Below are 26,710 nucleotides of genomic sequence, written 5' to 3'. Positions count from 1 at the left end.
TAACTAATTTAGAAAAGGCACCTCTTACATTAAATAGTTTTTGACCAATCTCAGTTTGCTCGGTACGAATCTTTCAAATCGGCCCAAAAACACTCTAGATGGAGTTAATATGGATTGATAAGTGCTTTTCTGTTCATAAAATCAAACTTTGGTAAATACATGCGAACGGCATCCATCATTTTAATTGGTGACAGGTATCTATTCGAAATAAAAAGCAATGGGATTTCATCTAACCTGAGGTATTCGACCTTATGATCGAAATGCACTTAGGCTACCTTTTTCATTTTGTTCATCCTCGCTACCCTGCTTTTGTAGTGCTTGACCATGAAATAATACAGGATCATTTCATAGAATCGTTGACGGGAGGTAACCAGCCGGTTCACGGACATGTGAATCAGTGAACCCACGAGACCTGGTTGCCAGTCCTCTATCCTACCGCTATGCCTGATTTGCATCTCATTCACGATCTTTTGAATCGCTTCGAATCGTTGAGTTGTAATCTTCTCAAAACCAGTTGTTTTGTCCTTTTCATCAGCAACCAGCATTTGATGGATCTCTTGTTGATATTTGCGATACTTCAAGTCCAGTTCAAGTCGAAGCTTCTTATCTACTTTGAACTCTTCCATGAAACTATCCCGGTACGACTCCAGTAATTTCAGCCGATCTGGTATTGCCAAATGAAAGGCCTTCAGCGTATCATCCATGACCTGCATTCCAAACAACCACCGGGTTTGATCCATCGGAGCCTCTTCTTCAAAAGTCAACAATTTCAGAAGGGCCTCACTGTCCTGATAGAAATATTCCTCCGCCATTTCTATAGTATCGACTCCATATCGGTTGATCTCACGTTCATAGCTGGCTATTTCAGTCTTCCAGATCATTTTTTGCTCCTCTAGCAGATCGAAGTAATCTGCGATCAAGGTAATGGCGTCTCCGAAGAATGCCCTGTCTTTCAGGTGTACCCGAAATCGAAGGTGTGGATTTCCGTCATCGTATCGAATAAAAAACCATTGATCGATCAGTCCCTGGGATTGCAATTGTGCTACCATGGGCCTGATCGCCTGTCTCAGGATCAGATCACTGGTCTGATCACCTGCATAGACTTTATAATACAGCCATTCCGAGCCTGGCAAAAATTTCCTTCGGATCTCTTGCCGTGCCACTGATGGCAATGTCGTACTGTTCGCTGAGCTGTTATAGCACCCTTTCTCACTGACTAGACAAGCCAACATTTGATTTGCATGGCCGCCAGATGAAGAGGAAACGACCGGCTTATTTTCAAATCCCATCGATTCCTTCAGTATGAAATGGTCTTTTTTCCTCGACATCTCCAATAATGTCTGAACATCGTTCAAATTAGACAGGTCAAGCAGTAGTTCATTATCGCCCTCAGCAAAAACTACATTTCGGGGCAAATGCCATTTATCTCTTAACAAAGCCAGATGAAAACGGCGGTCTATGGAATTTTTCGCGGCCTTCAATTCACAGATATCCTCGGCTGAAAACCGCCATTGTGCCGGACTTAATATTGCATTTTGAAACCTGACACGTGGGAAAAAAGTGAATTGCTGCTCTAGCGCACCCCATCTAAAAGACAAGGCTGCACTCTTCTCATGCGTTTGTAAGTCACATAAAAATTTATAGACTGGTAGATCTGATAACCTGAAGTTATGAGCTGAACTCAATCTGGGGATCACACGCTTATTCAGTTTTCGCGACCATAACTGGACCTTATTGCGCTCTACCTTAACGTACAGATCCTGAATATGGACTTGAAAATCTTCGTCGACACCCGACTTAGCCAGGTAAGGGATTTCATAGGGCCGGACAGCTGGACGCTGCAGAATATTTCCCATTCTGCTTTCTGGTAAATGAGCGATCTCTGCAAACACAACATCTGGGTTTTGCTGTTCTTCTTGATGTACCACGTCCTTCATAATATCGTGGATTTCCTGACTACCATGCGCAAAACGACCCAATAGATTAACTGCACTTGAACCACCTACGCTTTCAATGAAGACCTCCCCTTTGTCTCGATCTAATACCCTGAACATGACGGCCAGCGATGGCATCATTGCCTGGTTTCGTTCCTGAAACTGCTCTAGATCTTCTTCAGATAACTCGAATTCATATCTTCCATTGTTTTGCAAGGCCACCAATCGCTCAAAAGCCCAGGTTTCAAATTCATTCCAGGCCCGGCTTCCACCAGAATTTTCGGTGGGTAAATCAAGACCGTCACCCAAATCAAGTAAATCCGAAGAATGATGCTCAGGGTAACCAATGCCCGTCTCAGGATCAAGCACCTCCGACAAAGGGATGAGTTGTCCTTCGTATCGCTCTTGAAAACGCTCCACAAAACGTTTTATATCCTGGTTCTCTTTAGTCGAATGCATACGCATCATGCAGGCAATACCTGCCCTAAGATGTTGCTGAATATGGTTGTTGACCTTTGCTTCGCTAAAAGCAGCAAAGCTATCCACCTGAATCAAACGATTAGCATTTGGTTTTACACCCAAGCCCGAAAGCTTTTGAAGGACTCTTTGATACAACTCTTCGGAATTCCAAATATTGCGGTCCATTTCATCAAAGAGCCCCTCTACGGCTCGCAATGCTTCATAATATTGCGCTGCGGCTGGTACGACCCGTAGCCTCTCTAAAATATGAAGTAACTGCTGGTAATATTCCGGCCCTGTAACCGTAGGCTCAAGCTCGCTGACCAAAATTTGCGCTTCCACAAGTTCGGACAAATACATCGTAGCGTCCTCACTTCTGATTTCTAACTCTGAACAAAGCAAATCAAATAGGTCCATTAGTAAAATCCCTTCTTCGGCGTGCTTCAATACCAGGTTTAGGTGACTGGTTCTTGAAACTGCGGAGATCTTGTAACCATTACGGTCTTTGTGGCTCTCAGATTCTAAAAACCGATAGTCCTCCCCCATGATGTAAATGCTGCTGTTGGGGAAAAACTTGAGGTGATTGACAATTTCAGCATCTTCTTCCATGTCCATGGCAAGCTGATATAAATAGGACATGTCCAGTCTGGTTTTTCGGGCAATTCTTTGCTCACTAAGATGAATCTTTGTCTCCCCTGCTGCTGACCAATCTGCCACACCAACTGACGCAAAAAGTCCGAACGGTGTGGTTCGAGTACACATCCTACTCCAATATTTTTGAACAGACCGACGCAGTTTCTCGAACTCTATGTCCGTTAAAGTGCAGGTACCATCCAGTACATTCATTAATTGCTGATGAAGGTCTTTTGAAGAGATACTGAGGGCCTCCAAAAAGGCTTTGTTCTGAATGATCTCTTCCCAATCACTTGCCTTTTGTTGTAGTGTGTTTGTAGGTGTGCGTACGACTATTTTTTCATGAAATTCGTATTGTTCTAGTGCCATAACTTTGGGTCATGAGGCAAATTCCATAAAGTGATGCCAGTCACAACCTCAACGCCATTAGAAAATCCAGGCAACTAAATCAAAAAGTCAAATAGGTAGTATGAGGTTTCTTGACATGAAAATCATCAGGTAGCAACACAAGTAAAGAAAGGGGAAAGAAGGTTATCATGTATCATAATGGAAATCAAAATCTTTGTCCTTGCAACACTAACCAGTGCTCTCGCACCAATCTCTCCCCATACCATTGGAATTATCCTCGGTCGTTTAGAAGTTGAAAAATTATGTAGAAAATAGATAGACTTCTCAACGGAAGTCCGGGTAACTCACACTTCGCTTAAAACTCTGTGAGTGTTGTAGTCGGATCCGTTGTGCAAATCACACTGGAAGCTTTCGAATTTCTGATGGAGCTTTTGCGTAGTTTGGTAACAGTCTTTCTTTTTAGTTTAAGGTTTTTAGATGAGGTCATAATAAAAATATTAAAATATGAAACTTGAGACCGAACCTATCGAATAAGCTCTGATGATTGCAAAAAAAATACACGAATAGCATTATTATATGTACCAATTTTCGTTTTAGGCTATATTTATCACAAAAAGATCAATCAAAAGCCTAAAGACTGATTACCATACTGTTACAAATTCTAAAAAACAGTGAGTATCCCATAAAGGTCTGCTTCATGAACAGTTCATCTTTGATCATTCAATCAAAAACGAACTCACCTCTTTCAAAAACATATTCGTCATTATCATTCCATTGTCTGTCCTTGAAATATCCCTATGTATACTAAATAGGTATAAACAGTTCTAATGAGAGACGCCAGTTGGTTAATTTTATACGCAATTGAAGAGCACATTGCTATCTGATCTATACCATGAAGATTGAAAAAGAAGAAAGGAAATTTCATCTACTCGGCTGGATCATCTGGATCGGAATACTCACCTTGAATGTCCGGTTTAGGGGACCGAGTATTACGCTGTATATCCTTTCCCCAATCTTGTACTACGCCATTTTTATCGTTTACTTCTACTCCATTTCCTTTTATATATTGCCACGGTATTGGAAAGTCAATTACTTCAAACTGATTGCCTCGTTTCTACTGCTGATGGTCGCTTTTTTTGGTTATCGCTACTTTACGGTTTACCACTTGTTGTATTGGATTGATGCGGATTTTCAAAAGCCCCCATGGACGATTCAGCAATACTTATCCGCCCAGCTTCTTTATTATTCAGAGATCACGTTTCTAGCTATCGGTTACTTCGTTTTTAAGCAAAGCATTCAAAGTATCAAGCAACGGGCACAGCTTGAAAAATCACTGATCAGAGCGGAGGCCTCTTTCTTGCTTACACAATTTAACCCTCATTTTTTGTTCAACGTACTCAGCTACATGTATAGTAGGGCATCTCGGGTTTCGGATGAATTATCACAGGCCATTGAGTTGCTTTCTGAGATCATGCGCTATTCCCTGAAGAAAACAAACCCCGGAGAAAGAGTACTGTTGTCAGATGAAATCGATCACATCGAAAATTTTATTGAGCTCAACAGGATGAGGTTCGATAATGAAATCTATGTCAACTTTCAGGTGGAAGGAGACATCTTTGGCAAGAAGATCATTCCTCTAATCCTCATTTCGCTGGTAGAAAACGTCTTCAAGCACGGTAAGATCAATGACCCGGATCATCCTGCCAATTTCAAGCTGATCCTTGACCATAAATCCATTATCTTTAAATTAAGCAATCACAAAAAGAATAACAGCCATGAGCCCGGAATTGTCTCTCACGGCATTGGCAATGAAAATGTAAGAAAGCGCCTTGCCTTGGCGTATGGAGATGATTTCGAGCAAATCATAGAGGAAGACGAGACCATGTATCACTACACATTGAGCATTAAAGAAAAGTCTTATGCAATGTCTTATAATTGATGACGAAAAACACGCGATCGATATCATCTCAGGTCATATCGAACGGACCCCCCATCTGGAACTGGCATTCGCTACAACGGTAGCTTCCGAAGGACTTGCCTTCCTTAGATCCAATCAAGTAGATATAATGTTCCTGGATATTGAAATGCCCGAGATGACCGGCATCGAAGTATTGAAATTACTGAATCAGCTCTCGCTGGAAAAGCAGCCATATGTGATGTTGACCACTGCCTACTCAGAATACGCAGTTCAAAGCTATGAATATAATGTGGTGGACTACATGATGAAGCCCATTACCTATACCCGTTTTTTAAAGTCCCTGAACAAGGTGGATAACTTGTACGGCATCAGTAAGAAAGAATCCGATACAGAGGAAGATTACTTTATTGTTAAAACCGGGGTTAAGGGCAAAATGCTGAAATTAAATTTCAGGGACATAGAATTCGTAGAAGGATTGAGAAACTACTTATCCATTTCTTATCAGAACCGAAAAATCCCCGTTTTATACAACCTCTCCGATATGGAGAAGAAGTTACCTGGCAGCTACTTTGCCAGAATCCATCGGTCTTATATCCTGAATTTAAAAATGATCAAAGGTATCGAAGGCAATGAAGTAGTTCTTGATAATGACAAAAGGATACCCATCGGATTAAGTTACCGGGAGGACTTTTTTCATTCCATCGATAACAAGATCCTGAAGAAGTAATCGATTAAGAAAAGCATTTTTTCAGCTCTTTCTTTCTGTATTCTGAATTTCATTTCATTCCAATGAAAAAAGGTGTCGTTATGCTAATTGAATTGGAATACGAGAGCTACCAAATAGTTCACCTATAATCACCAAATGTCAAGCAATTGGCAAAGCGTGATTTGGATTAAACAGTCGGTCAAATCCCCTCGTATGCTAGGTACCTGGTTGATGATGAAACCTATGCCACCAGAAACTTTTGATCTTCTGGAAATCTGTTTCATTCTTTGACCAGTGATAAAAACCAGTTATCAACATCGACTTCAGTTATAGAACAAATGAAAACGAAAAGAATATTATCCGCCCTTTTTCCAGGCTTACTCATCATGGTTTTGGCCATGACGACTGCCTCTTTTATTGGCCCTGACCCTGTAGATGAAGTCAGGATGGAATACAATGTAGATGAAGAACACGTCGCTGTAAAGGGCTATAGTGTAGTCGCTTATCACAGAGATCAAAAACCAATCAAAGGGAGCAGCAGGTACAGTCATGAACACAATGGCATCAACTATCAATTCCAGAATCCGGAAGAGCTGGCGTTATTCACAGATGCTCCGGAAAAGTACTTACCCAAATACGGGGGATACTGCGCCTATGGCGTTTCAATTGGCAAGCGTTTGGATATCAATCCGAAAAATTTTAAGATGATCGACGGGGAATTGTACTTGTTTCTACTCAAAGAAGATTTTGATTCTTTGAAAGAATGGGAAAAGCACAATGAGAAGAAAATGGCCGACAAAGCAGACGCCAAATGGGAGGTACTCAGCCGGGTTTGGTAACTATTTGGTCGTGATTATCTTATCTTTTTCTAGGCCTCGATCTGCATAATTTGGTTTTAATCAATTCCCCCAACAGTTCCATGGCTTCCTTATCAATATCCAACGTCAAATACGCTCTGCATAGTCTTTTGATTGGGGAGGCACTCCGTAAATTCTAAAAATATGATTCAGATTTACCCACTTACATAAGATCCTTCAATATTTTGTACTTAGTAATGCTTTACGTTCTCTATTATTTTTTGTAAATTTATAAAGCATTATTAACCGCCATTTAGAATCCGCCATGCCTACTCCATTTCATCGATCTGTTCGATCGTTACTCAGCCCCCGTCCCTTTAGTCAAGTCTTAATAAACTTATCGAAGCACTTATTTCAGATTCCATCGTAAGCCTCGTCCGCTATGAAAGATCTAAGCCGTCTGATACATGCGGTCACGGACGAAGAATCGGAATCTGTGATCAGGTACTATTCCCTGAACAACAATGGGTCTTCCAAAAGGCTCAAGCTGTTCAATATGGTGCGCTGGAAAGACATCAATGATGATCGGCTGGCCGCTAAAAAACTGTACAACTCCAGGCCTTGTGCTGCATTTAGTCAGTTGAAAAAGCGCCTCAAGGAAGATATCCTCAACATCCTGCTTAGTCGGGAAACGGCCACCGGAAAAAGTCCCAAGAACTTTGTCGATGCGGAAGCGCAGGCCTTGAAGTATGTCCTCTATGGGAAAATGCTGCTCAACCGGGGATTGACAGATGAAGCGGTTGATGTGCTAAAAAAAGCTTTTAAACTAGCTCGGGATCATGAGGCTTTTGAAGTAGAGGCCCTGGCACATTCAGTCTTTAAGACCTATTCCATCAGTCAATATTCGGAGGAATTGGCAGATGCAGAACAGAACTTTGCGGAGCATGTCGATGATTTCTACCAACTCATGCGACTTAATCTGCAATCTCCGCACTGCCATACAATCATTGAGTCTAAGGAAATTCCTGATAAAAGGAAGGACAGCAATGCTTCAATCCGTCTCAGTTTCCTCCTGGCGCAACAGCAGTTGGAGGGATTTCTAAGGACCGGACAGTATTATAAAGCCCAGGAAGTAGCAGAAAGTACACTACACAATGTACGTAAGAATGGTCATCTCCTGTCTTCAAGCCAAAAAGCCCGATTCTATCTCAGTCTTTCTAAAGTGAAGCTAGGTCTGGAACAATTTGACGAAGTGATCTATTATGGCAGGCAGTCGTCTGAACTATTCAAGCCATTTGAGGAAAATAAGCTGGAAGCGCTGACCCATATTTTCAAAGGTTATTTTCATTGTAGAGAACAAGAGAAAGCCAAAGCCACCCTCAAAACCTGCAATGCGATGGCACAAAGTCTGAAGGATACTCCCAATGAAATCCCGCTTTTTCAGGCCTATTTATTGTTTCGGGAGATGAATTTCCGCGGATCATTGAAGTCATTAAATCAATTTTTCCGGCTATCAAAATCTCCGATAGAGGTTGTCCTGAATGGGCGTATGCTTGAACTTCAAAATCTCGTGGAAACGGAGGATTATGACTGGTTTGATTACAAGCTCGACAGTTTCCGAAAGCTGGTGAAGTATCATGCCTGCGAACAGTTATCGGAAAGATTCACCCTGATCTATAAAGTATTTACGGAGTTAAAGCGATGTAACTACCAAAAAGTATGCTTGAAGGAGCATAGTAAAAACGGATTCCTGAATAAGCTCAGTGATAAAAACAGTGATTTTTACTGGAACTCGTTAGGGTCAGAATTGGTACCGGTGCATCGGTGGCTCATGGGAGCGTAAAGATCAGGATATTCAATTCGACGAATGTTTGTCACGCTTCCCTCCTCTGAATACCTGCGCCACGATTGTAGGTGGCAACCAGATCGGCGTGGTGAGTACCACCCACTTGAAGAAAAAGAAGATGAGGTAACCTATCGCTGGTATCAACAGCCAATAGTACATCCAGGGCTGGCTCAGCATGTAAATGTCGTATTCAAACTGATACCAGAGCAGCTCGAGGTAATTATTGATGTGGGGGTTCATGAGTTCTTCGCATTTATCACCTGATGTTGTGCAACCATCTTTAGAATTGAAAACTTTATAAAAGTAGGATCATACGATCTAGATAGGGTACAAATTCTTTTCTTTTTGATCTTACCTGCGACAACATTTCGGATTGAAATACATCCAGGTAATTAACCATCACATCATCCAATTCTTCTTCAGTATATTGATCATCTGCCAAGATCAACTTTACTTTCTCTGCGTATCCAGGTTGAAAGAATTCTATGGCCTCCAAGAAGTTTGTATTATACCGCTCACTTGAGCGAAAAGCCATTATCCCTCTCTCATGGATTTGATCAAGACAAATTGACAAAACACCAGTACTATACAGTAATTCGGTGTAATTTGACTTTGCAACGCTCCCATCATTGTCCGTTTCTTGAGTGAAAAAGTCCAGGAGTAAATCCAATAGTCGGGAATCAGTAATTCCAGCAAAAAAATCATCTATGTTCATTTCGCTTTCAATAACAGATTTTATCTTTTCATTTCTCTGAGTTTCTGGAATACAACTTTCATGTGATAAGGGCTTGGATTCGATCTATACCAATCACGTATACCATTAGCTGTCAAAGGAATACCTGCTGAAGTCATCGCTGCAGCTAATTGAGTTCGAATCTGCCCTTTATTAAGCCCTTTGTTCTCCATCACTTCGTCTCGTAAAGCTAAATATTTATCATAGCTATATTGTTCGTCAAATCGTTCCATAGATCTGACAACTTGATTTATTTTCCCTCTCATCAGAGATTCATTCTCACCTTCCTCAAAGAAGCTAACTTTTCTAATGATTGTAGTCCCATCCTCTTTAGATTTCACATCACCCAGACTATCGGCTACTTTTCGTAAATAAGAAATTGTGGTATCGAAACTTAATCGGCCTTTGCTCCTTAAAAAATAATTTTTGAATCCCAATACTGTGTTGATTGATGCTGGTGCCGCAACAATGTAATAAGCTTCTGATTTAAACTTTGTATGTGTCCTCAATTGGTCCCGACCACTTTCCATTATAATTAGTGGCAGCGGACTATCTCGATTCCTAGGTGGTTTAGGAGGTATTTCAATGTCAAAGTCTTTTTTAACAATACTCGAACCTTCGGTGTAGGTGCCTTCTTTACGATCATTTTCATTCAAAGATCCAGCTTCTACATGCACTTTATCGGGGAAATTTGGATAATAGGGTGCTCCTTCTTTCGGTTCCCTATAAGCAACATTGGCCTTGAAATAGAAAATTCCTTCCGGTTCAGCTTTTAGAGCTTTCTTTACTGGATCTTCTACTTTATTCTCATAATTTATATTGTCCTTCTGTGATGTTGGAATTAAATTCCATTTAACACCTGGACCATGTAGTTTTTGATTTAGGATATGAAAACGAACCCAGTTGGGGATGGTGTAAATAGTCTTACCTCTCTTCTTACTGGCTTTTTCATCTTTGACTTCATCAAAAGACCTTACATGATCCCATCCTGGAGGTTCTTCACCTGGTTTAGTACCCTTGGTATTACCGGGCTTATTCGTCAATGGCCAGGCAGTTACACTTCCTGCCTTTTGTCCATCTTTTTGATAGGTAACTGCAGAAGGTGGCAACTCAGATTCATCATCCATCACTTTCTTTAGGTCTTCGCTTATTTCCTGCAACCCTTTCGCAATCTTAGTTTGAAAGGCTTTTTGTTCTGCTTCTGTTAGGTCTCTTTCAGATTTCGTCTGTATCTCACTTATTAAGCTATTGTATTTAATTTCAAGTGTCGTTGCCACTCCACTCTTTACCGGATCCGGATCTTTCTTTAATGCCTTTATTTTATCTTCCAAAGGCTTTTCCTTACTCCTCACATAAAGTTTTGCTTTTTTCCCTTTGCCTTTGAAATAAAGTCGATGATCTTTTCCCTTTTTATCTTTGAACTTCTTGTCTTTCTTCCACCAATTCAACAGACGCTGAACCGCTCCCTTCACCTTCTTCTTCCCTTTCTTCACCAAGTTCTTGAAAGCCCGCTTCGCCTTCTTAATGATCTTATTGATCGCTTTATCGATGCGTTTCCGGACTTTCTTGATGATCTTCTGCACTTTGCTGGTAAGACCAGTCACCCCGACTAATGCTGCCAGGAATCCTATCAGCACCGGAATAGCTTTGACCAGGGCCTTCTCAATGGCCTTAGCTACCGCACTAACATTGCCACTGGCGACTGCTTTGATCCCTTCGATAAAAGCTTGAACCAATTCAAAGATCTGAGCCGCTCGCTCAACAAAGAACTTCACCACATCGATGATCAGCATTGCGGCTTTGATGAAAGCACCTGCCGGATTCAACAGCCCTAATATCCATTTGATCCCTGCTTCAATAACCTTGGTCACAATCATGTCACGAATGGCATCCATGACCATCTCTTTCAGGTCGGTAAACTGCTCTTTGATGTGCTCCCAAAGTCCAGCCACTCCATCTTTCCGGATAATCTGGAACAGTTCAAAACCTGTCTCCATAGCCGAGACCAGAGGCTCACCTAACATTTTCACGGCTTTGTCCCGGAAGTAATCCCAGGTGAGCCCCAGGATCTGCGTGACCAGATCAAAGATGCCACTAAGACTGAACAGGTTGTCGGGCATGGTGATCCCTACATTCCCTAGTGAGCCGGTAAGCCATTCAATGAGGCCCGTCATCACATTATTGAGGATGTTGGAAAAGAAGTTGTTAATGCCCTGCTTGACGCCCTCAATCAGGTTGCTGAGGAAGCCAATTGGATCAGAAATAATGGTCCCTATCACTTCCAGTGCTGCTGCCAGCAGTTCGAACAACAAGTTCTTGATCTTCAATATGGTCTCAATAACCCCAATCAGTGCTCCAAGGGCCATATCGATCAAGCCCCTGTTCGCTGCCTTCATTTCTTCAATGCGAGCATCGACGGCCTCCAGGCTTTCCTGGTACATGCCGGCGATCGTATCTACCAGTTCTTCTCCTTTGGCGATCACACTCTCTTTCAACTCATCGAACTTACTATTGATCGCATCAGCTGCCTCTTTCCCTTCCTGCTGAAGGTTCTTAGGCAAGCTCACCACATAATCCTGAATATCCTGCTTCCCTTTCTGGATGCGGGTCTTGGCAGCTGTCAATTCTTTGGCCACATGTTCAGCGATGAGGGTCAACTCTCCATCCATGATCTCCAGATAGAGGTTTCTTCCTTCCGTAAAGAAACGATTCGCTTCATCAGGAAGTCCGGCGAATAAGTCTTTGACCCATCGACCTTTCCCTATCAAACCAGAGTAACGCCGGGACTTGTAAGCAGACATGCGGCGATCTACCAGGTTCTCAAAAGCATTGGTAGCCTTATCCGCGGCTTTGTCAAACATGGTTTCAACCGAAGTATCGAGCGTGGTAAGGATGTCTTCTACATCTGTTTTGGTTTGTTCATAAATGCCATTGATGTGATCTGCTACCTTCTGGCGCACAGAAGTATCACTGGTGGCCGTATTCTGCTGATCGGCTGACACCTGCGCCATTACTCCGGTACGGTCGTGATGCATAGCAGTCAGCTGTGATTCACCTGCTGCCTGAGCGCCTGCCTCGCTACTGGCCAGGGTTTCCTGCTCTTGCTGTCGGAATTGAACCGGGGCCTCATGTGCATGCTGCTTCGCTTCGTCCGACTTATTTACTGCATCAGTAAAAGAAGGTTCATTTCCCCTGAGCAGTTGTTCATCCGTTACTTCCGCATCTGCCTTTGCTTGCTCAACCTCATCGACGTTTTGGTCAAGTGGGGCATTCACTTCTGCCGCTCCCCTGGTCGGAGGCATGGCACTACCAGCGGCAATATCTACTGGTGCTGGTCCCGGATCTTGGGGGGCAAGCGGCTGTACCTGGCGCTCGGGAACGCTGTTGGTGTCTGGTTCTTCCTGGGTCTTCTGCTCAATGTCTCCAGCCGCACTCTCCTTCTCAGACTCCACTTGACTAGTGGCCTTATTCTTCACCTTGTCTACCTTACCACTATCGGCAAACTTATCCGCCTCATCATTGTTCTTAGGAAGTATGGCAGCAATGGCCTCCATCAGCATGGCTTTGAAGGATGCAGCATCAAACACACCAGGTTCTTCCTGATCCATCTCATTTACCTGCCCGGCTTCCGCCATACTTTCTCGTTCATTCGCAGGAGAAGTGGAAGAAGCTTGTGCGGCCCCAGCTGCGGCAGCAGGTTCTTCATGTGTTTGTTGTTCCGTAACTGTATCGTCCTTTCGAGCGACGGCAGCCTGGAAATTTGGATCTTCCTCCGGGGTACGTGGCGTGGTATGAACAGGTCCCTCCGGTGCGTCACCTGCTGCACCTGTTTCTTCTTTTCCTTCCTGCTCTTCTTCCTCTGATTTAGTTTGTTCAGCCTCTGCTGTTGGTTCTGTATCCCCATCTGAGGCTCCTGCGTCTCCACCACCTGATCCACCGACATCAGAAGGGGCACTTGGCGGAGCATCCGCGTCTGAAGGAGGCGCGCTACTGTCACCGGACGAAAATTCCTGTGCCGGTGCTTCCTGTTCTGCTGCGACACCTGCTTCATCTTCTGTTGTCAGGTTTCCCTCCATGGGTGCAACGGCCGCTGGACCTGCCACCATTGGAGCCACTTCCATAGGCGATGCAACAACGGGTTCAATCGTAGCAGTTGTAGGTGTAGTTGAGGTTTGTTCGGTAGTTGTTGTCTGGGTCTCTTGAAAGGGCTCTCCCTGGATATCTATCTCCGGAGAAATCACAGCCGAATCCTGCTCACCATGAGGTGAATGCTGAGGCGCTACGGTCGGTTCGGCTGCTATGGGCATATGACGTATTTACTTTATCTAAGAGGTTTCTTCAATAGGATTCTTGTGCATTACCAGGGCATAAACCAGGTTCAACTGATGATCGTGAACCCGCCATAACCAGGGCTTTGTGAGTTCAATCCTGGATATGTTTTCAATAAGGGCAGTATCATTTTCGCAATCATTGACGATGGCATAGGGATTGCAGCCTGCAAAGAAATTTTGGTCAATCAATAATTTTTCCATCATCAAGTTCAATTGATCTTCAGGCCACTGAAGTAAATCGGGTGCGGAAGCCGTAGAAACCAGGTCAGTTATGAACACCAGGACTCCTCCGGGGTTCAGTAGGGACAACAAATCATTCAAGTGCTTTTTACGAAGTGTCCGTATCAACATACTTAGATCTCCTTCGGGAATTGAAGGATGGATCATGTTGATCATTTCTGAAAATACAGCATCAGAAACAACCAGATCAAAAGTCCGGTCGGTAATCTTTGTGGGTTTTGCAGCAGCGGCCACCCAATCATTCATTGTTCCAGGCTGGTCGAGGCGATCATATAAGCCAGTAAAGTCGATGGCTCCCAGCTGCTCTACTTTGGAAAAATCAACCAGCGGATGCACAGCGGAAGCATCATCCAATAATTGACCATTGATATCAATAAGTGTGATCTGATCAAGTAACGATTGCCATTGTGCCAACTCCAGGTCCAGGCCGGACCCGGCACCTAAAATAGCCATTGATTTTACAGGCTCCGGCCTGATCAGTGCTGTGATCAGCTGTGAGGTTTTCTCACGATGAGACGCATATCGCTCCCATTTTACGGTTGCTATATTTTCTACCATTAACTGTTCCATTCCAAATAGCTTTAAGGGTTGACTGTATCTACTTGCGCCTTACTTACTCGCTGGTCCGCACGGGCTCCACAAGGGGTCATAATGAAGGCTGTCCCATGTCCTAATCCTAAATAATGCCCGGCTTCATGTGGCAGTCCCCAGCCGTCGCCACAAGTCGCATCAGCGATCATGGTATTATTGCCGAGATTAGCTCCACCATTGGTACCTCTTCCGTCTTGCAGGTAATCCCAAACTCGGAAAACGTTGTAATCAGCTCCGGTTCCCGTTGCAGTAACGGTATGCCACTCACCACCTCCCAGTGCAGTTTGCCACTCCACTGCTGCGCCCAGATCTCCAGGCACCACGACATTATGGAAACCCGCATCGGTGAAACGAATATTGGCCTGCCTGTGCCATACACGATTGAGTAGCGATCTCATCTCATCACCTGAAGGCGCACCGTTGGAGCTATGAGGACCTCCTGCCGCCGCGGCTCTTGAATCTGAAACATAGTGAAAAGCCACACTCCTATCAATTTGAGCTTTTACGGATACGCGTAGTGTTGCCAGGATCGTAGGTCCGTTCCTGGCGGTAATATTCGCGGTACCTACTCCAACACCCGTTACGACGATTCCATCATCGGTTGTATGAACAGTAGCTACTCCTGGCGTATCACTCACGTAAGTCGGCACGGTACCAGCAGGAGTGATAGCTACATCTGCCCTCCGTCTTCCATTAACCGGAACGACTAACCAATTCGGCGCTGCGGAAGCGTCATATCCTGCAAAAGTTTCGTTGGCTGCTTCCGAAAAAGCCGCCGTAGCGGGAACCGGAGTTGGAGCGGGACCAGTAGAAACAGTTCCGCCAGATATATCCATATCCAATAATCGTAAGGTATTCTTTCCAACCACTCCATCGATAGCAGTGCCATGATCGATCTGAAAAGCCCGTACCGCCTCTTCGGTTTCTTGTCCGAAATCACTATCCGCTCCATGAACGGGCAGTGAATATCCTTGAGCCAATAAAGCTTGCTGTACCAATCGAACATGGCGGCCCTTCTTGTTTCTTTTTTGACTAAATGAAGACCTTCCATCAAAGACTGTTTCCAGGTATCGGTTACCGGAAAACCTTGATGAAGCCAGGTCTTCCGCCTGTTGTAATCCAGGTGCTCCAGTTGTTGCCGGTGCTGTATTCCGGACGGCTCCTTGCTGCATAGTATGCGTCAACTCGTGTGCCAGTAAGTGCTTACCTTTTTTGGTTCCGGGGTTATATTCTCCCTGATTAAAGTAAACATCCTTGCCTACCGCAAAGGCTTTGGAACCGAGATCACTGTTCAATTGTGCTGCCTGCTCATCTTTATGAATCCGAACAGAACTAAAATCCGCACCCATTTTCTGCCCCATCTCCTGGGTTGTTTGTTGGCTCATGGCCATACCTCCTCCCCGAGTTTGAGAAATTCGCTGGGCAACATCCGAAGCGGCATGTCGTGCCCCTCCTGTACTGGTTTGAATGGCTGGTTTCATTCTTGCTTTTTCATTTTCACAGGAAGCACATTTCATCTGCATTTCTTCATCCTTCGTCATATCCACTCCTTCCTCTTCCTTCATTGAAACGTCCTCATCTTCTTTCATGGCCATTTCATCATCTTCCTTTGTGGCGACCTGCTCCTCGTCCGTCATCATATCCACCTTCTCGTCTTCCTTCATCGAGACGTCATCCTCTTTTTTCATGGAGACATCATCTTTTTCTTTGAGCGAAACCTGTGCTGAATCCTCCTCCGGATCCTCTTTCATTGATACCTCATCCTCCTTCATTTCCACTTTATCTTCCTCTTTGGCAGCGACTTGTTCTTCATCTGCCATCATGTCCACTTCCACGTCTTCTTTCATGGAAACCTGGCTTTCATCCTCACGACTCATGGCTACTTGTTCTTCCTCTGCTTGCATGTTCACCGTTTCTTCTCCCGTCTTCATCGCCACGGAATCTTCGTCCGATGGGGCCATCTGAACTGCTGCATTGGGGGCTGTATAGGACACAACCCGATCAGCCATAGCATCGGCTTCCTGCTCATATTTATCTCCAGGTTGTCCTACCTTAAGTTTTGGTTGGACCACTGTTTCTATTGATTTTCTCCTAATGATACCTCTTGCCATATGATGAATCGTTATAGGGTCATGCCACTTTTATGAAATTCTCGTCGGACTCCTTCGATGATGTCCTGCAATCGGATGGTCTGATCTTCTCTTTTCAAAGCCATCAAGGAGCAGTATTGCACAATGTTGATGATGGATCCACCGGCCAATTCATACTTCTTAGAAATGTCCCTAAGATCAATGCGTGATTCAAGTGCTGCTACTGCCGGAAATCCCTGCTTCCAAAGCTTCATTCGCTCTTCAGGTTTAGGAACAGGGAAATGTACCATGGTCTGGAAACGGCGGGTAAATGCATCGTCAAGGTTCGACCTGAGGTTGGAAGCCAGGATCACCAATCCATTGTAGTCCTCGATTCTTTGTAGCAGATAGGCCACTTCCTGATTGGCGTATCGGTCATGGGCATCATTCACTGATGTTCGCTTTCCGAACAAGGCTTCCGCTTCATCAAAAAACAGGATCCAGTCCTTATTCTCCGCCCGGTCAAACACCCTTGAAAGGTTCTTTTCCGTTTCTCCAATGAACTTGGAAACCACCTTGGACAAATCTATCTGGTAGACATCCGCTCCGATCTTTTTACCAATCAGAGAAGCTGTAAGCGTCTTTCCTGTTCCGGGAGGACCATAAAACAGTGCCCGGTAGCCTGCTTTCAGTTTTTTGTCCATGCCCCAGTCATTCATCAGCACTTCATGATGATGCAACCAGGTCTCTATTTCCAGAATGCGATTACGAACGGGATTGGGCAACACCAGGTCTTCCCAATCCATGGGAGTAGTGAGTAGTCGCGCCGGAAACTGTTGACTGAATACGGGCTTCCGAACCTCACCGGTGGTAAACAGGTCCAGTAATTCTTGAGAGACGGTAAGTGCACCGCTAAGGAAGGGTTCTCCTCCATTAACATCCTCAAGCCAAAGGATACTTTCTTTCGCGAAAATATGACCATTCTCAAAGAGTCGCTGCAGGTAAAACCTTTTGGCCAGGTTTCTCCCTGCCAGGATAAACATGGCTGTCTCCCCGGTAGGTAAAAATCCGGCATGATCTTTTCCTGTCTTCCCTCCAAATTCTGTGTAGATCTTTTGGGTCATGTTGTTTTTGACCAAAAAGGCGTCCAGCAGTTCCGGCTTGATATGAGGTACCAATGCCAGGATCAGGATGAACCGCTCGTCGAAGTTGAGTTCGTGCGTGCGGACAAATTTCGAATAAGCAGAAGTACTGCCATTGAAATAAGGCGGATCAATCTCTTCGACCTGTTTATAGGGTGTCTCCTTATTCGAATTGAGCGCCGAACGCGTTTTCAGGATCTCCTTGAACCAGGTAAGTTCCTTCTCCAGGTCGGAGGCATTATCGATGATCTTTTCCGTTACCATTCTACATTGATCAGGTTATCCATCCAGGGCAGTTTCACGACGCTGTAACTCCACGGCAATCGGTCCAACAGAATGTCAAAAGCAGATCGCTCCACGAAAAGCTTCCAACTGGCCATGTCTTTTTTCAACAAACCTTCCTTTTGCAGGAATGTCTGCCGCAATAAATCCACTGAATTACTTTTCAGTGCTTTCCAACTTTCTAATACCGTCTGCAACAGATGTTGGGCCTCTTCCAACTCTTCGTCAGTAAGTGCCACATCAAAAGGCACCGGTACCTCCGGTTGCATGCCTACCAATAGCTTATTGAATGCCAACTCTTGTTCTTCCGTGGCCACTGCGCCGGTAGCCATGTATTGTAGAAAATGTATGGCACGGAATTGATACTCCTCGGAAACGAACGCACCGTCTTTTACCCAATTGACCCCTTTGAACAGGATGGGCAGGTACGGCCAAAGCAACGCAAGTCCGGCATTGCCGATCTGAGCTTCTTCAATGATCTCAGGAGGCTTTCGCCAAAGGGGTGCCACAAACCGATCCTCCGGATGAGGAACAATCCGATTCATAGGACGCACACTCTCATTCAAATTTGAATCAACATCGTCCGATGGGTCTATTTGATCCCTTTGGGATCGATGCTTATGTTCTTCCGAAGGATCATGATTGCTTGAAGAGGAAACTTTAGCCAGGTCATCAATCTCAGCAGCTTCTTTGTCAACAGGTTTTTGATCATGTGACGAGTTGGCATATCTCGTATCCGTGATTTTCTGAGTCACAGTTTCAGAAGTACTTTGATCTTCCGGGCGACCTAATGGTTTTTGAGATTCAATTTCCTCTGGAGTACTTTTCTGCTGATTACTTTTCGTTTGAGGAGTCCCCGACATTTGGGAAGGACTTGTTTCTAATCCATCCGATACTTCCTGATCTGATCGTTTGTCATTTGGCATGATCACTCCTTCATTTTTCGAGCTTCCGTCAGCTTGTGATTGTTGCTCCCGAGCACTGGTATCAGGAATAGTATTATCCTTGGTATCAACTGAAGATTGTACTTGTATGAAGGGAGCTTTTTCATGTGACTTTTCCTGAGTTGTTTCCGGCTCATCTTCTACATTATTTTGTTCCGATGCAGTTGGACCTTGCTTTTGAACTTCAGCATGATGATCACGATTTGCCCTGATCTTGTCAATGGCCGAAGAGTGACTGTGAGTAGACGTTGATTCCGTCAAAGTGGACCGGGATTGTTCGGATTCTGATTGTGTATAGGACTTAGTTTTATCAATACCATGGTCGGCGCTCTGAACTCCTCCGGTCAATACTTCTTTTGTTCCTTTTCGAATTTGTCCTTTGCTCCCTTTGTCAGTTTCAATTTGTGTATCATCATCGATCCGATGAACTTTTTCCAACCTTTCATCATCTGACCTGGCAACAACATCCTGTGATCGATTTTCCATTTCCGTATGTGATGTGGCTACATGGGAAAGTTCGTCTCCTGATATTTCCTCATCCGAATCGGCCGTGTCGATCACATGATGGTCCGTTGTTAATTCGACATGTGATTCAAGTTTTTCCGTTTGATTAAAAAAATCATTTGTTCTACCTATTCGTTGATCAGTTTCCTTTTCTTCATTCACTGCCTTGGCTGGATCATGCCGTACTGGCTTTTCCTCTACCGGGACAGTTTGATCATTCTCGAATCTAAGACTAGTTGACCTTTCGTGGACTGCTTCTACAACGGACTTTGAAGCAGTAGATTCTTTGTGATCACCATCAATAAAGCCACCTCTTTTTTGAGTAACATCACCACCCATAACCACCTGTAAATCAGACTTATAAGTTGATTTTAAAGAACTTTTAGTTTCAACATCCTTAACCAACCTGGTTTTGTAGCCTTTAGATACCGTAGCATCTTGCTGTTCCAGGAATTTCAATAATGGATCATGCGCCTGTTTGAAAGTTGATTTGATTTCCGGCTCCAATAACGCCTGATGTATTTGTTGGATCAGAACGCTAGACAAATTCGACTCAATTGTTCTTGTATATCTCCGTAAATGACCCTCCCAGGAAGTCAATAAATTAGCCACAACCTGCTGGACCAATGCTAAGGAAGTTGCAGGTTCTTTCCCCTGATATATGATGACTTGCAGCAGCGTTTCTCTGACTTGTTGTTCCCAGGCCTTTGGAAAAGTTGATAAAACGGAGATCCGCTTTCGAAGCAACAAAAGTCCTTGGACCAAGGCAATTGCCACTTCACCATGTGCCGTTGAAAGCAAGAAAATTAAAGACTCGAAATCAGCCATATTGAATTGATATCCGACGCGTTTACGGACATAGTCATGGCTTAATTCCCGCATCATGATCTCCCTGGTTTGGGAAGAGGAATGCTTCGAAAGTTCGACAAACAATTGCGTGAGAGACTGGGCTTTGAAGGTACTGTTCCAGGCATGCACTCCAGTACGAAGTAAATATTGAAAAGCGGCTAGTTTGGCATCGCTCCATCCGACTGTGACAGCCTGTACCTGTCCTGGAATTCCTTCTTGCCTGTGATAGAGTAATTTGGTGATTTCTTCCTCAAGCAATCGCTCCACATGCAAGGGTAACTCCTCTTTGAGGTAGACTTGATCAATGTCCCCCAGATTGATTTCTAACCGATCAATTTTCAATACCTGCCCCTCTTCTGACAACTTGTCGAATAATTGCTCCATCCGGGGGATTACCCTGGACTTGAACACATCACTGACTTCTTCCTGAATGTCTCTGGCACCCTGATCATTCACTATTGAAAGCTCCAGCACCTGTTGTCGGATGATGTGTTTAGGGTTTGACATTAGGCTTGATCTACGACAACAAATGAGATGTTAGTAACGCCACTGCTGAGCGTGATCGTACGCTGCTGTGTGTTTTTCGTCTGTGGTACACGATAGGTCAATACATCGCCCACGCGTGTCTGGATCGTATATCTTCCCTGATCATCTGTTTTAAACTTAGTTCCCAACAGTTTACTAGAAACCTCGCCGGGAGCAGGTTCTTTATTGATGAAGATCGCCCCTGTCACTTCTATTTCCTGATCTCCCTCAACCATGCGTTTTAAGGATAGATTCCAGTCTCCTCCTGTAGGAGCCTCAAAATTCGTGGCGATATAACCATCAAACTCATAGGAGACCGGGGTACCTTTTTCAATTCTCAGCTCGTAGTTTCCTTTGGCATCTGTGATGGCCTGTCGGTCCCCATTGGTGACCACTACTCCTGCAAGCGGTTGGTTGTTATCCTGATCAGTGATCCTACCTGATAGCACTTCGGTATTGATCTCCTCAGACACCCTAGGAGTCAACACAATTTCCATGAATTGAGAAAAGTCCGTAACAGGCACCTCTCTAGATATGTAGCCATTGTGGCTTACAATGAGTGTATCACTTAAAGACAGACCAGATAAGGAAAACTGACCATCAAGATCGACGAGCGTACCAATGGTTGTCCCTTTTATAACAACAGTGCCCCCAGGCAATGTATTTTCTCCATCGGTTACTCGACCTGTTACCGTTCCATCTTTCGTATCCGGATCTTCATTTTCAGGAAATAAGACCACCCTTGCCGCACTATCCGATCCGGTAGTGATCTGAGACCTGTTGCGGTATCCAGGCGCCATGAATGTAACCGAAGTTCCCACTTCTACTGTGAAACTGAAATTACCTAATGAAGTAGTGAACACCTGACCTGAAAGCTCATAAGACGCATCTTCGATCACCTTGAATCCATCACCAATGTCTTCGAAAACCGCACCCGATACCGTTACCTCCGTATTCGAGACAATTGGTACCAGATCTACATCAATGATCGCATCTACATCACCGACCATGCGACTTTGTGGAATGAAATTGTTTAGGCTATAGTCAGTACGGAATCCGGAATATGCTTCAAGCGAGTAAAATCCCTGGCTGCTGGTCTCCACCGGTGAACGGCTAAAAGGGGCAACGCTGACACCCTCGAGTACTTTTAATGATTCCACGTTTTTAACTGTCCCGGAGATCGAAACTACTTTACGACTCATGACCACATCCACTACTGTCCGGTTGGAGACTGATTCAAGTAATGTTTCCAGGGTAGGTTTGCTAAAACGCAACGTGGCATTAGGTAGAACATCAATGCTATAATTCCCTTTACCAGTCGTCAGCACGAAATTACCAGTACCTTCTTCCTCTACTCGTACATTATCCATATCGATAACGAAAGGCGTATCATCACTTACTGTACCAGTTACCCGGATGGGCGTATCATCACAATCACAAGTAACAAGAAAGAATACTTTCCCATGTTTGACTTCCCCGTCCACCATGGCACGATACCGCATTTTATCATTGCCCTGAAAATCTTTTTCCGGATCATATTCGATCTCATTGTCTTCCAATAAGTTGATCTTTCCGTAAACAGGTGCTCGGAAGATCTGAAAATCAGTGACCTCCTGATCAGGACGGTACAGGTTGAATCGTCTAGGTTCGTTTTGCAGCACGTTGATGACTTCTATGCGTTCATAGGCATCCACAATCACAAAAAAAGTCACACATACCCTGACCTCTCCAGTGGTTATGACATACCCAAAACTATCCGTGCCAGCGTACAGTAGTGCTGGTGTATACTTGATATATGGTGTCTTTTCGTCTCCTTCGGCCACTTCTGCAGTAGCACCCTTTACCGTAGGCAGTACATTGATCGACAGTGTTGCTCCATCTGAAACCTGCTCAGGGGTCAGGACATTGAGGTCAATGGCATTATCCATGAACGTGTGCTCCACCTCTACTTGTCGATTGGTATCAACAAGCACGTGGAACTTGCCACAAGCCACAGCTTCAGCATCCATGCTGTCCCCTTTCAAGATGATATAGTGAAAAGTATCCAAACCGATGAAGCCGGCTGGTGGTTGATACTTGATGCCCTGAGCATTCACTTCCGCCACACCATTTGATTGTGTAGCTATGCTATCTGTCCACTTTCTCTTCTCTTCGTACAGCTTAAGAACGTATTTCTTGTCCTTCATGGCAACGGTCAAAACCTCGAATACACCACTTGTGTCTTTGCAGACCGTTTCTATACGGACCTTTTCACAACACTCGACCATGACCTGCATGGTTTGGTAATGCCGAATGCCCTGATCATCCTCATAAGTAAATTGGAAAATGTCGAGACCGGTGTAATCCAGATCTGGGAGATAGCTGAGGTATTCTCCGGAGCCATCTTCTTGGACAGACACTTCACCATGGAGTGTTTTGAGGTTTTTCAGCAGGTCATTACGATCCTCGTAGACATGCATACTCTTCTTCCCTTCTTCCAAAACATCGAGGCGTGTTCTGGAACCACAAATGACCCGACGTAAATAAGTTTCTGTACACGGCATCACCAGAATCTCTAGTTTCACGCGCCGCATGAATCCTTCTCTATCGGTGACTTCATAGACAAAAGTCTCTGTGCCTTTGAAGTAAATATCTGGCTGATAATACAGGTAATGCACTCCGTCTCTTTCCCTTACTTCGATAAAATGCCCATCACTTATGATAATGGATTCCATAGGTTCTCCATCTTCATTGATCAGTGTCAGGCTTGCGTTTTCATCGATTTCTCTGTCGGTCAATACCAGAAACTCTCCGGTGTTCCCCTCACAAATAACCTCAAACTCCATACGGTTGCAGCAAAAGACGATGACCTCTACCTCTGCTTCAGATGTCTCGACCTGCAAACCTCCGTCGGTCATGAACTCATACTCCAGCGTGTACTTGAAGGTATCCTTACCTTCCCGACCATACACGGGTTGGTAAAGGACCTGATTATCGCTGAGTAAGCTTAAAGGCGCACCAAACGTCGATTTCGGAGGAAGGATCACTTTGGTCCCCGGATACTCAACATCATTCTCCAAAATCCGGATGGTAACGGAATGATGGTTGTTGGTAGCCGCCAGGTCATCGACCGCCTGAATATGCTTGCGATAAGGTGACACTACCAATACCTCGACAAAGGCCGTATCCTGTAGCGTGTCATCCGCTTCACTTTCTACGGTATATTGGAAGTGGTCCTGCCCCGTAAAACTTTTGAGTGGTTCGTAGCGCAATACAGCATTGATGCCTGCATGACTAACCACTTTACCTCCGCTAAAAGAACGACCTGACTTGAATTGATCCGAACTATCAATAAATCCTTTGCTATCTATTTTCAGCAAATCCCCGTTTGGTTCCAGGTCATTGGCTGTGCTATCAACCAACCAGGTTTGGCCCTGTGTTAATAACAACGATTCTCCTCTCGCCAACGGAGGCAGTTTGGTCTTCTCCAGCTCATCGTCCAGAGGGATATCGATCTGATCAGGATCTAAACGGTAGGGCAAAGTGAAATTGGCAAAAACCTCCTTCTGAGTCGCATCTTCCTCCGATTCCTCGTATATCAGGATGTGGGTGCCATCATTGCGAATAGCATTAAAACCGACCCCTGGGTGCACTCGGAGGAAATTACAAAGGATGGAATAATGATTTTCCTGTAAGAATTGGTATCTCGCTACGAAGCTGTAGTACAGCTTATGCAACTGGAAAAAATCGTTATTGGACATGAAGTCCATGATACCATGACACGGCCGATCGATCCAGTTTTCCCATTGATGAAATAACTCTGATTGTAGAACATCTATTTTTTCGTGGATCAGGATCTCACTGGCATATTTAAGTCTAAGGAGGTTTTGATTCAGGTTTCGTCGAAAATTTCGATAGGCGGTATAGTAATCTAAGAAGGGACTTCCGGGTCCAGACTGATCATAAAGTGCCTCGATACGTGCTGGCAATTTTGAAACCAACTCATTCGCCTGCTCAAATAACCCACCAGCATTAGTGATTGCAGATAAGACTTGATCTGCTTCGAACTTGAAATTATTAACATTGACAGTAGTCAAACCAAAATCAATGTCCTGCGCTGCTCTTTCGAACACTTTCAAGACCGCAATCAAATTCTTGAACGTGACATTGAGTTCTCCTTTGGACACATTATACGCCGTTTGCAAGTCCTGCCAATGGCGTGGGTCCACAATGATGTTGTCCGGATTGGGATTGATCTTGACCGGCAAGATGGTAAAAGGTAAGTGGAAAGTATCTCGAATTTCCTCCTCTCCCTTCACCACATCTTCCAGCTTTTCTCCGAAAATGGCTTCTGTCCGAAACGTACTTTGGTAAGTACGATAATGCAAAGGCGCACCCACATAATCATTTTGAGCCGGAAACAAGTTGCTTGGCGTGATCCAATTCCGATCATAAGAACGAACTCGGATCGGCGTTTTACCCGTGACCGTCGTTTCAAAATCCCATTCTGTTTCCAGGTCGGTTGTTTGTATGCCAGGCACGGAACCTTTTTGATCAGGGATCAGGTAACGTGGGATGGCCCCTGCTTCGAGATCAAGTGGTGTTATTTTGATGGTCTCATCTACTCCAGACACTGATTTTTCCTTGATCACATTGATCTGAAAAGATTCCACCAATAAGATTAATTTTCGGTGAATGGAATTCAGTTCTTTGAGTAATACCGATTGAGAATTATGGATCTTGGGTTGTAAAAATTGTTGCCGATATTCCGAACGCCCCAGGAGGTTCCATTCGTCCATAGATTTCTTTTCGTCCCACATGATCTTTCCCAGGATCAAGTGCAATGAAAAATCTTTATCTGGACAGCAATCCTGAGCGATCCGGGCCCCTACATCAAGAAAAGTGTGATAGGAATCGATCAGCAGTTCGTAAAACTCATAGACATATTGCACACCCTTTAGGTTGTCTCCGGTCGCACCTGCCAAATAGGAACGTAAGGCATTTTTTACCTTTTTGAATTCGGAGTTATTAGCAAATGGATCCTGATAATTATAGGCAGGCTCCAATAACGGCTGAAATTCGGTATAAGTCTCCTGAATCAACCCCGTGTTGTCCCCCTCTCCAAACAACAGGTGATGCACACAATCCTCCTTTCCACTTTCATAAAGCTTAGCCTTGATGTTCATCACAAAGCTTTTCCTGACTTTGCTTTCATCACCGTCAGGATCAAATAGTGGCTTCTTCAGGTCTACCCGAAGGAGTTCTGAAGAGGGATAATATGGATTTTCAATACGCCCATTGGTCTTGGTCAAGATCTTTTTAAGTCCGCTTTCATTTACCGCGAGTTTACGTGTCGTAAAGATCCGTTCTTTCCCCAGGTCCTCGCAGTTTTTGCCAAGACATGACCGGGGATCTCGATCGAAACATTCCAAAAAGATCAACAAATACTTGTCTTCAAGAAAACTCAACGTCAGGTCCTCATGCGTACCCTCTTCAGGCTTTTTACTGAGGAGTTCATATAAAATAATGTCATCGTCCTGGGTGAAAATATTGTCGTCATCGTAGCTTCCGAATGCTTCATAAGCAACCGTACCGGGGAGGAAGTAATCCCGCTGATAGCTCATGGTACACTCCGGCATTTTCACAATGAACCCATCGGAAGTGATCCCAATGCCTTCCGATAGAATCACCTGATTTTTGTACGTACGGATTTGTAACCCGCACACGGTCCCAATACCAATGAGCCTTGAACGAGTGAACCTGTTCTGTTGATCGAGGTATTCGAACATGCCATTCAATTGCTCGCTAGTGAGGACCTGACTCCCTTCGAATACAGGGTAGTTACTGATAATGCTGCCGTTGATAGTTGGGATACTCATG

At 44.4% G+C, this 26,710-nt stretch carries 13 protein-coding genes; 4 read left to right on the top strand and 9 right to left on the bottom strand.

The features are described from left to right. Positions 1-266: 266 nt before the first annotated feature. A complete protein-coding gene (locus R8G66_05750; GenBank protein MDW3191843.1) occupies positions 267-3,395 on the bottom strand; it encodes a lantibiotic dehydratase in 3,129 nt (1,042 codons plus the stop codon). A gap of 871 nt (positions 3,396-4,266) precedes the next feature. Here R8G66_05750 and R8G66_05745 point away from each other — a divergent pair. The 4 genes from R8G66_05745 (at position 4,267) to R8G66_05730 (ending at position 8,638) form a co-directional block, all read left to right on the top strand. Continuing rightward, entirely contained in the window at positions 4,267-5,313 is a 1,047-nt protein-coding gene (locus tag R8G66_05745) for a histidine kinase (protein MDW3191842.1), read from the top strand. Beyond that, positions 5,294-6,019 carry a LytTR family DNA-binding domain-containing protein gene (locus tag R8G66_05740; GenBank protein ID MDW3191841.1) on the top strand — a complete coding sequence of 242 codons (726 nt, stop codon included), beginning with the start codon at positions 5,294-5,296 and terminating at the stop codon, positions 6,017-6,019. Before R8G66_05745 ends, R8G66_05740 begins: the two co-directional genes overlap by 20 nt. Before the next feature lie 317 nt (positions 6,020-6,336). Beyond that, on the top strand, positions 6,337-6,837 hold the full coding sequence (locus tag R8G66_05735) for a YHS domain-containing (seleno)protein (protein ID MDW3191840.1): 501 nt from the start codon (positions 6,337-6,339) through the stop codon (positions 6,835-6,837). Between the two features lie 400 nt (positions 6,838-7,237). Next, positions 7,238-8,638: a hypothetical protein gene (locus R8G66_05730; GenBank protein MDW3191839.1), complete on the top strand. Its 1,401-nt coding sequence runs from the start codon at positions 7,238-7,240 to the stop codon at positions 8,636-8,638. A 12-nt stretch (positions 8,639-8,650) separates the two neighbouring features. On the opposite strand, the gene R8G66_05725 is transcribed toward R8G66_05730, so the two are convergent. The 8 genes from R8G66_05725 to R8G66_05690 are packed head-to-tail and all read right to left on the bottom strand — an operon-like array spanning position 8,651 to position 26,709. After that, positions 8,651-8,881: a hypothetical protein gene (locus tag R8G66_05725; GenBank protein MDW3191838.1), complete on the bottom strand. Its 231-nt coding sequence runs from the start codon at positions 8,879-8,881 to the stop codon at positions 8,651-8,653. 55 nt (positions 8,882-8,936) lie between these two features. Beyond that, a complete protein-coding gene (locus tag R8G66_05720; GenBank protein ID MDW3191837.1) occupies positions 8,937-9,356 on the bottom strand; it encodes a hypothetical protein in 420 nt (139 codons plus the stop codon). Between the two features lie 20 nt (positions 9,357-9,376). Then, the gene (locus R8G66_05715) at positions 9,377-13,681 is read right to left on the bottom strand and encodes a hypothetical protein (GenBank protein MDW3191836.1); all 4,305 of its coding nucleotides are present in this window, start codon (positions 13,679-13,681) and stop codon (positions 9,377-9,379) included. Between the two features lie 18 nt (positions 13,682-13,699). Next, on the bottom strand, positions 13,700-14,515 hold the full coding sequence (locus R8G66_05710) for a hypothetical protein (protein ID MDW3191835.1): 816 nt from the start codon (positions 14,513-14,515) through the stop codon (positions 13,700-13,702). 11 nt (positions 14,516-14,526) lie between these two features. Continuing rightward, complete coding sequence (locus tag R8G66_05705; GenBank protein ID MDW3191834.1) at positions 14,527-16,647, bottom strand: DUF4157 domain-containing protein; 2,121 nt, start codon at positions 16,645-16,647, stop codon at positions 14,527-14,529. 11 nt (positions 16,648-16,658) lie between these two features. Further along, positions 16,659-18,011, bottom strand: coding sequence for an ATP-binding protein (locus tag R8G66_05700; GenBank protein ID MDW3191833.1), 1,353 nt, complete (start codon positions 18,009-18,011; stop codon positions 16,659-16,661). Beyond that, positions 18,005-20,833, bottom strand: a complete 2,829-nt coding sequence (locus R8G66_05695; protein ID MDW3191832.1) for a contractile injection system tape measure protein — start codon at positions 20,831-20,833, stop codon at positions 18,005-18,007. Before R8G66_05695 ends, R8G66_05700 begins: the two co-directional genes overlap by 7 nt. After that, positions 20,833-26,709: a carboxypeptidase-like regulatory domain-containing protein gene (locus R8G66_05690; protein MDW3191831.1), complete on the bottom strand. Its 5,877-nt coding sequence runs from the start codon at positions 26,707-26,709 to the stop codon at positions 20,833-20,835. Before R8G66_05690 ends, R8G66_05695 begins: the two co-directional genes overlap by 1 nt. Position 26,710 lies beyond the last annotated feature (1 nt).

This window comes from Cytophagales bacterium (assembly GCA_033344775.1).
Taxonomy (GTDB): Bacteria; Bacteroidota; Bacteroidia; order Cytophagales; family Cyclobacteriaceae; genus JAWPMT01.
This window is presented reverse-complemented; position numbering and strand designations above follow the sequence as displayed.

Excerpts from the sequence above, each read along its gene's own strand:
- R8G66_05740 (MDW3191841.1), top strand. The coding sequence starts at position 5,294 with ATGCAATGTCTTATAATTGATGACGAAAAACACGCGATCGATATCATC.
- R8G66_05700 (MDW3191833.1), bottom strand. The coding sequence starts at position 18,011 with ATGGTAACGGAAAAGATCATCGATAATGCCTCCGACCTGGAGAAGGAA.
- R8G66_05710 (MDW3191835.1), bottom strand. The coding sequence starts at position 14,515 with ATGGAACAGTTAATGGTAGAAAATATAGCAACCGTAAAATGGGAGCGA.
- R8G66_05705 (MDW3191834.1), bottom strand. The coding sequence starts at position 16,647 with ATGGCAAGAGGTATCATTAGGAGAAAATCAATAGAAACAGTGGTCCAA.
- R8G66_05720 (MDW3191837.1), bottom strand. The coding sequence starts at position 9,356 with ATGAACATAGATGATTTTTTTGCTGGAATTACTGATTCCCGACTATTG.
- R8G66_05745 (MDW3191842.1), top strand. The coding sequence starts at position 4,267 with ATGAAGATTGAAAAAGAAGAAAGGAAATTTCATCTACTCGGCTGGATC.
- R8G66_05750 (MDW3191843.1), bottom strand. The coding sequence starts at position 3,395 with ATGGCACTAGAACAATACGAATTTCATGAAAAAATAGTCGTACGCACA.
- R8G66_05695 (MDW3191832.1), bottom strand. The coding sequence starts at position 20,833 with ATGTCAAACCCTAAACACATCATCCGACAACAGGTGCTGGAGCTTTCA.
- R8G66_05725 (MDW3191838.1), bottom strand. The coding sequence starts at position 8,881 with ATGAACCCCCACATCAATAATTACCTCGAGCTGCTCTGGTATCAGTTT.
- R8G66_05690 (MDW3191831.1), bottom strand. The coding sequence starts at position 26,709 with ATGAGTATCCCAACTATCAACGGCAGCATTATCAGTAACTACCCTGTA.
- R8G66_05730 (MDW3191839.1), top strand. The coding sequence starts at position 7,238 with ATGAAAGATCTAAGCCGTCTGATACATGCGGTCACGGACGAAGAATCG.
- R8G66_05715 (MDW3191836.1), bottom strand. The coding sequence starts at position 13,681 with ATGCCCATAGCAGCCGAACCGACCGTAGCGCCTCAGCATTCACCTCAT.
- R8G66_05735 (MDW3191840.1), top strand. The coding sequence starts at position 6,337 with ATGAAAACGAAAAGAATATTATCCGCCCTTTTTCCAGGCTTACTCATC.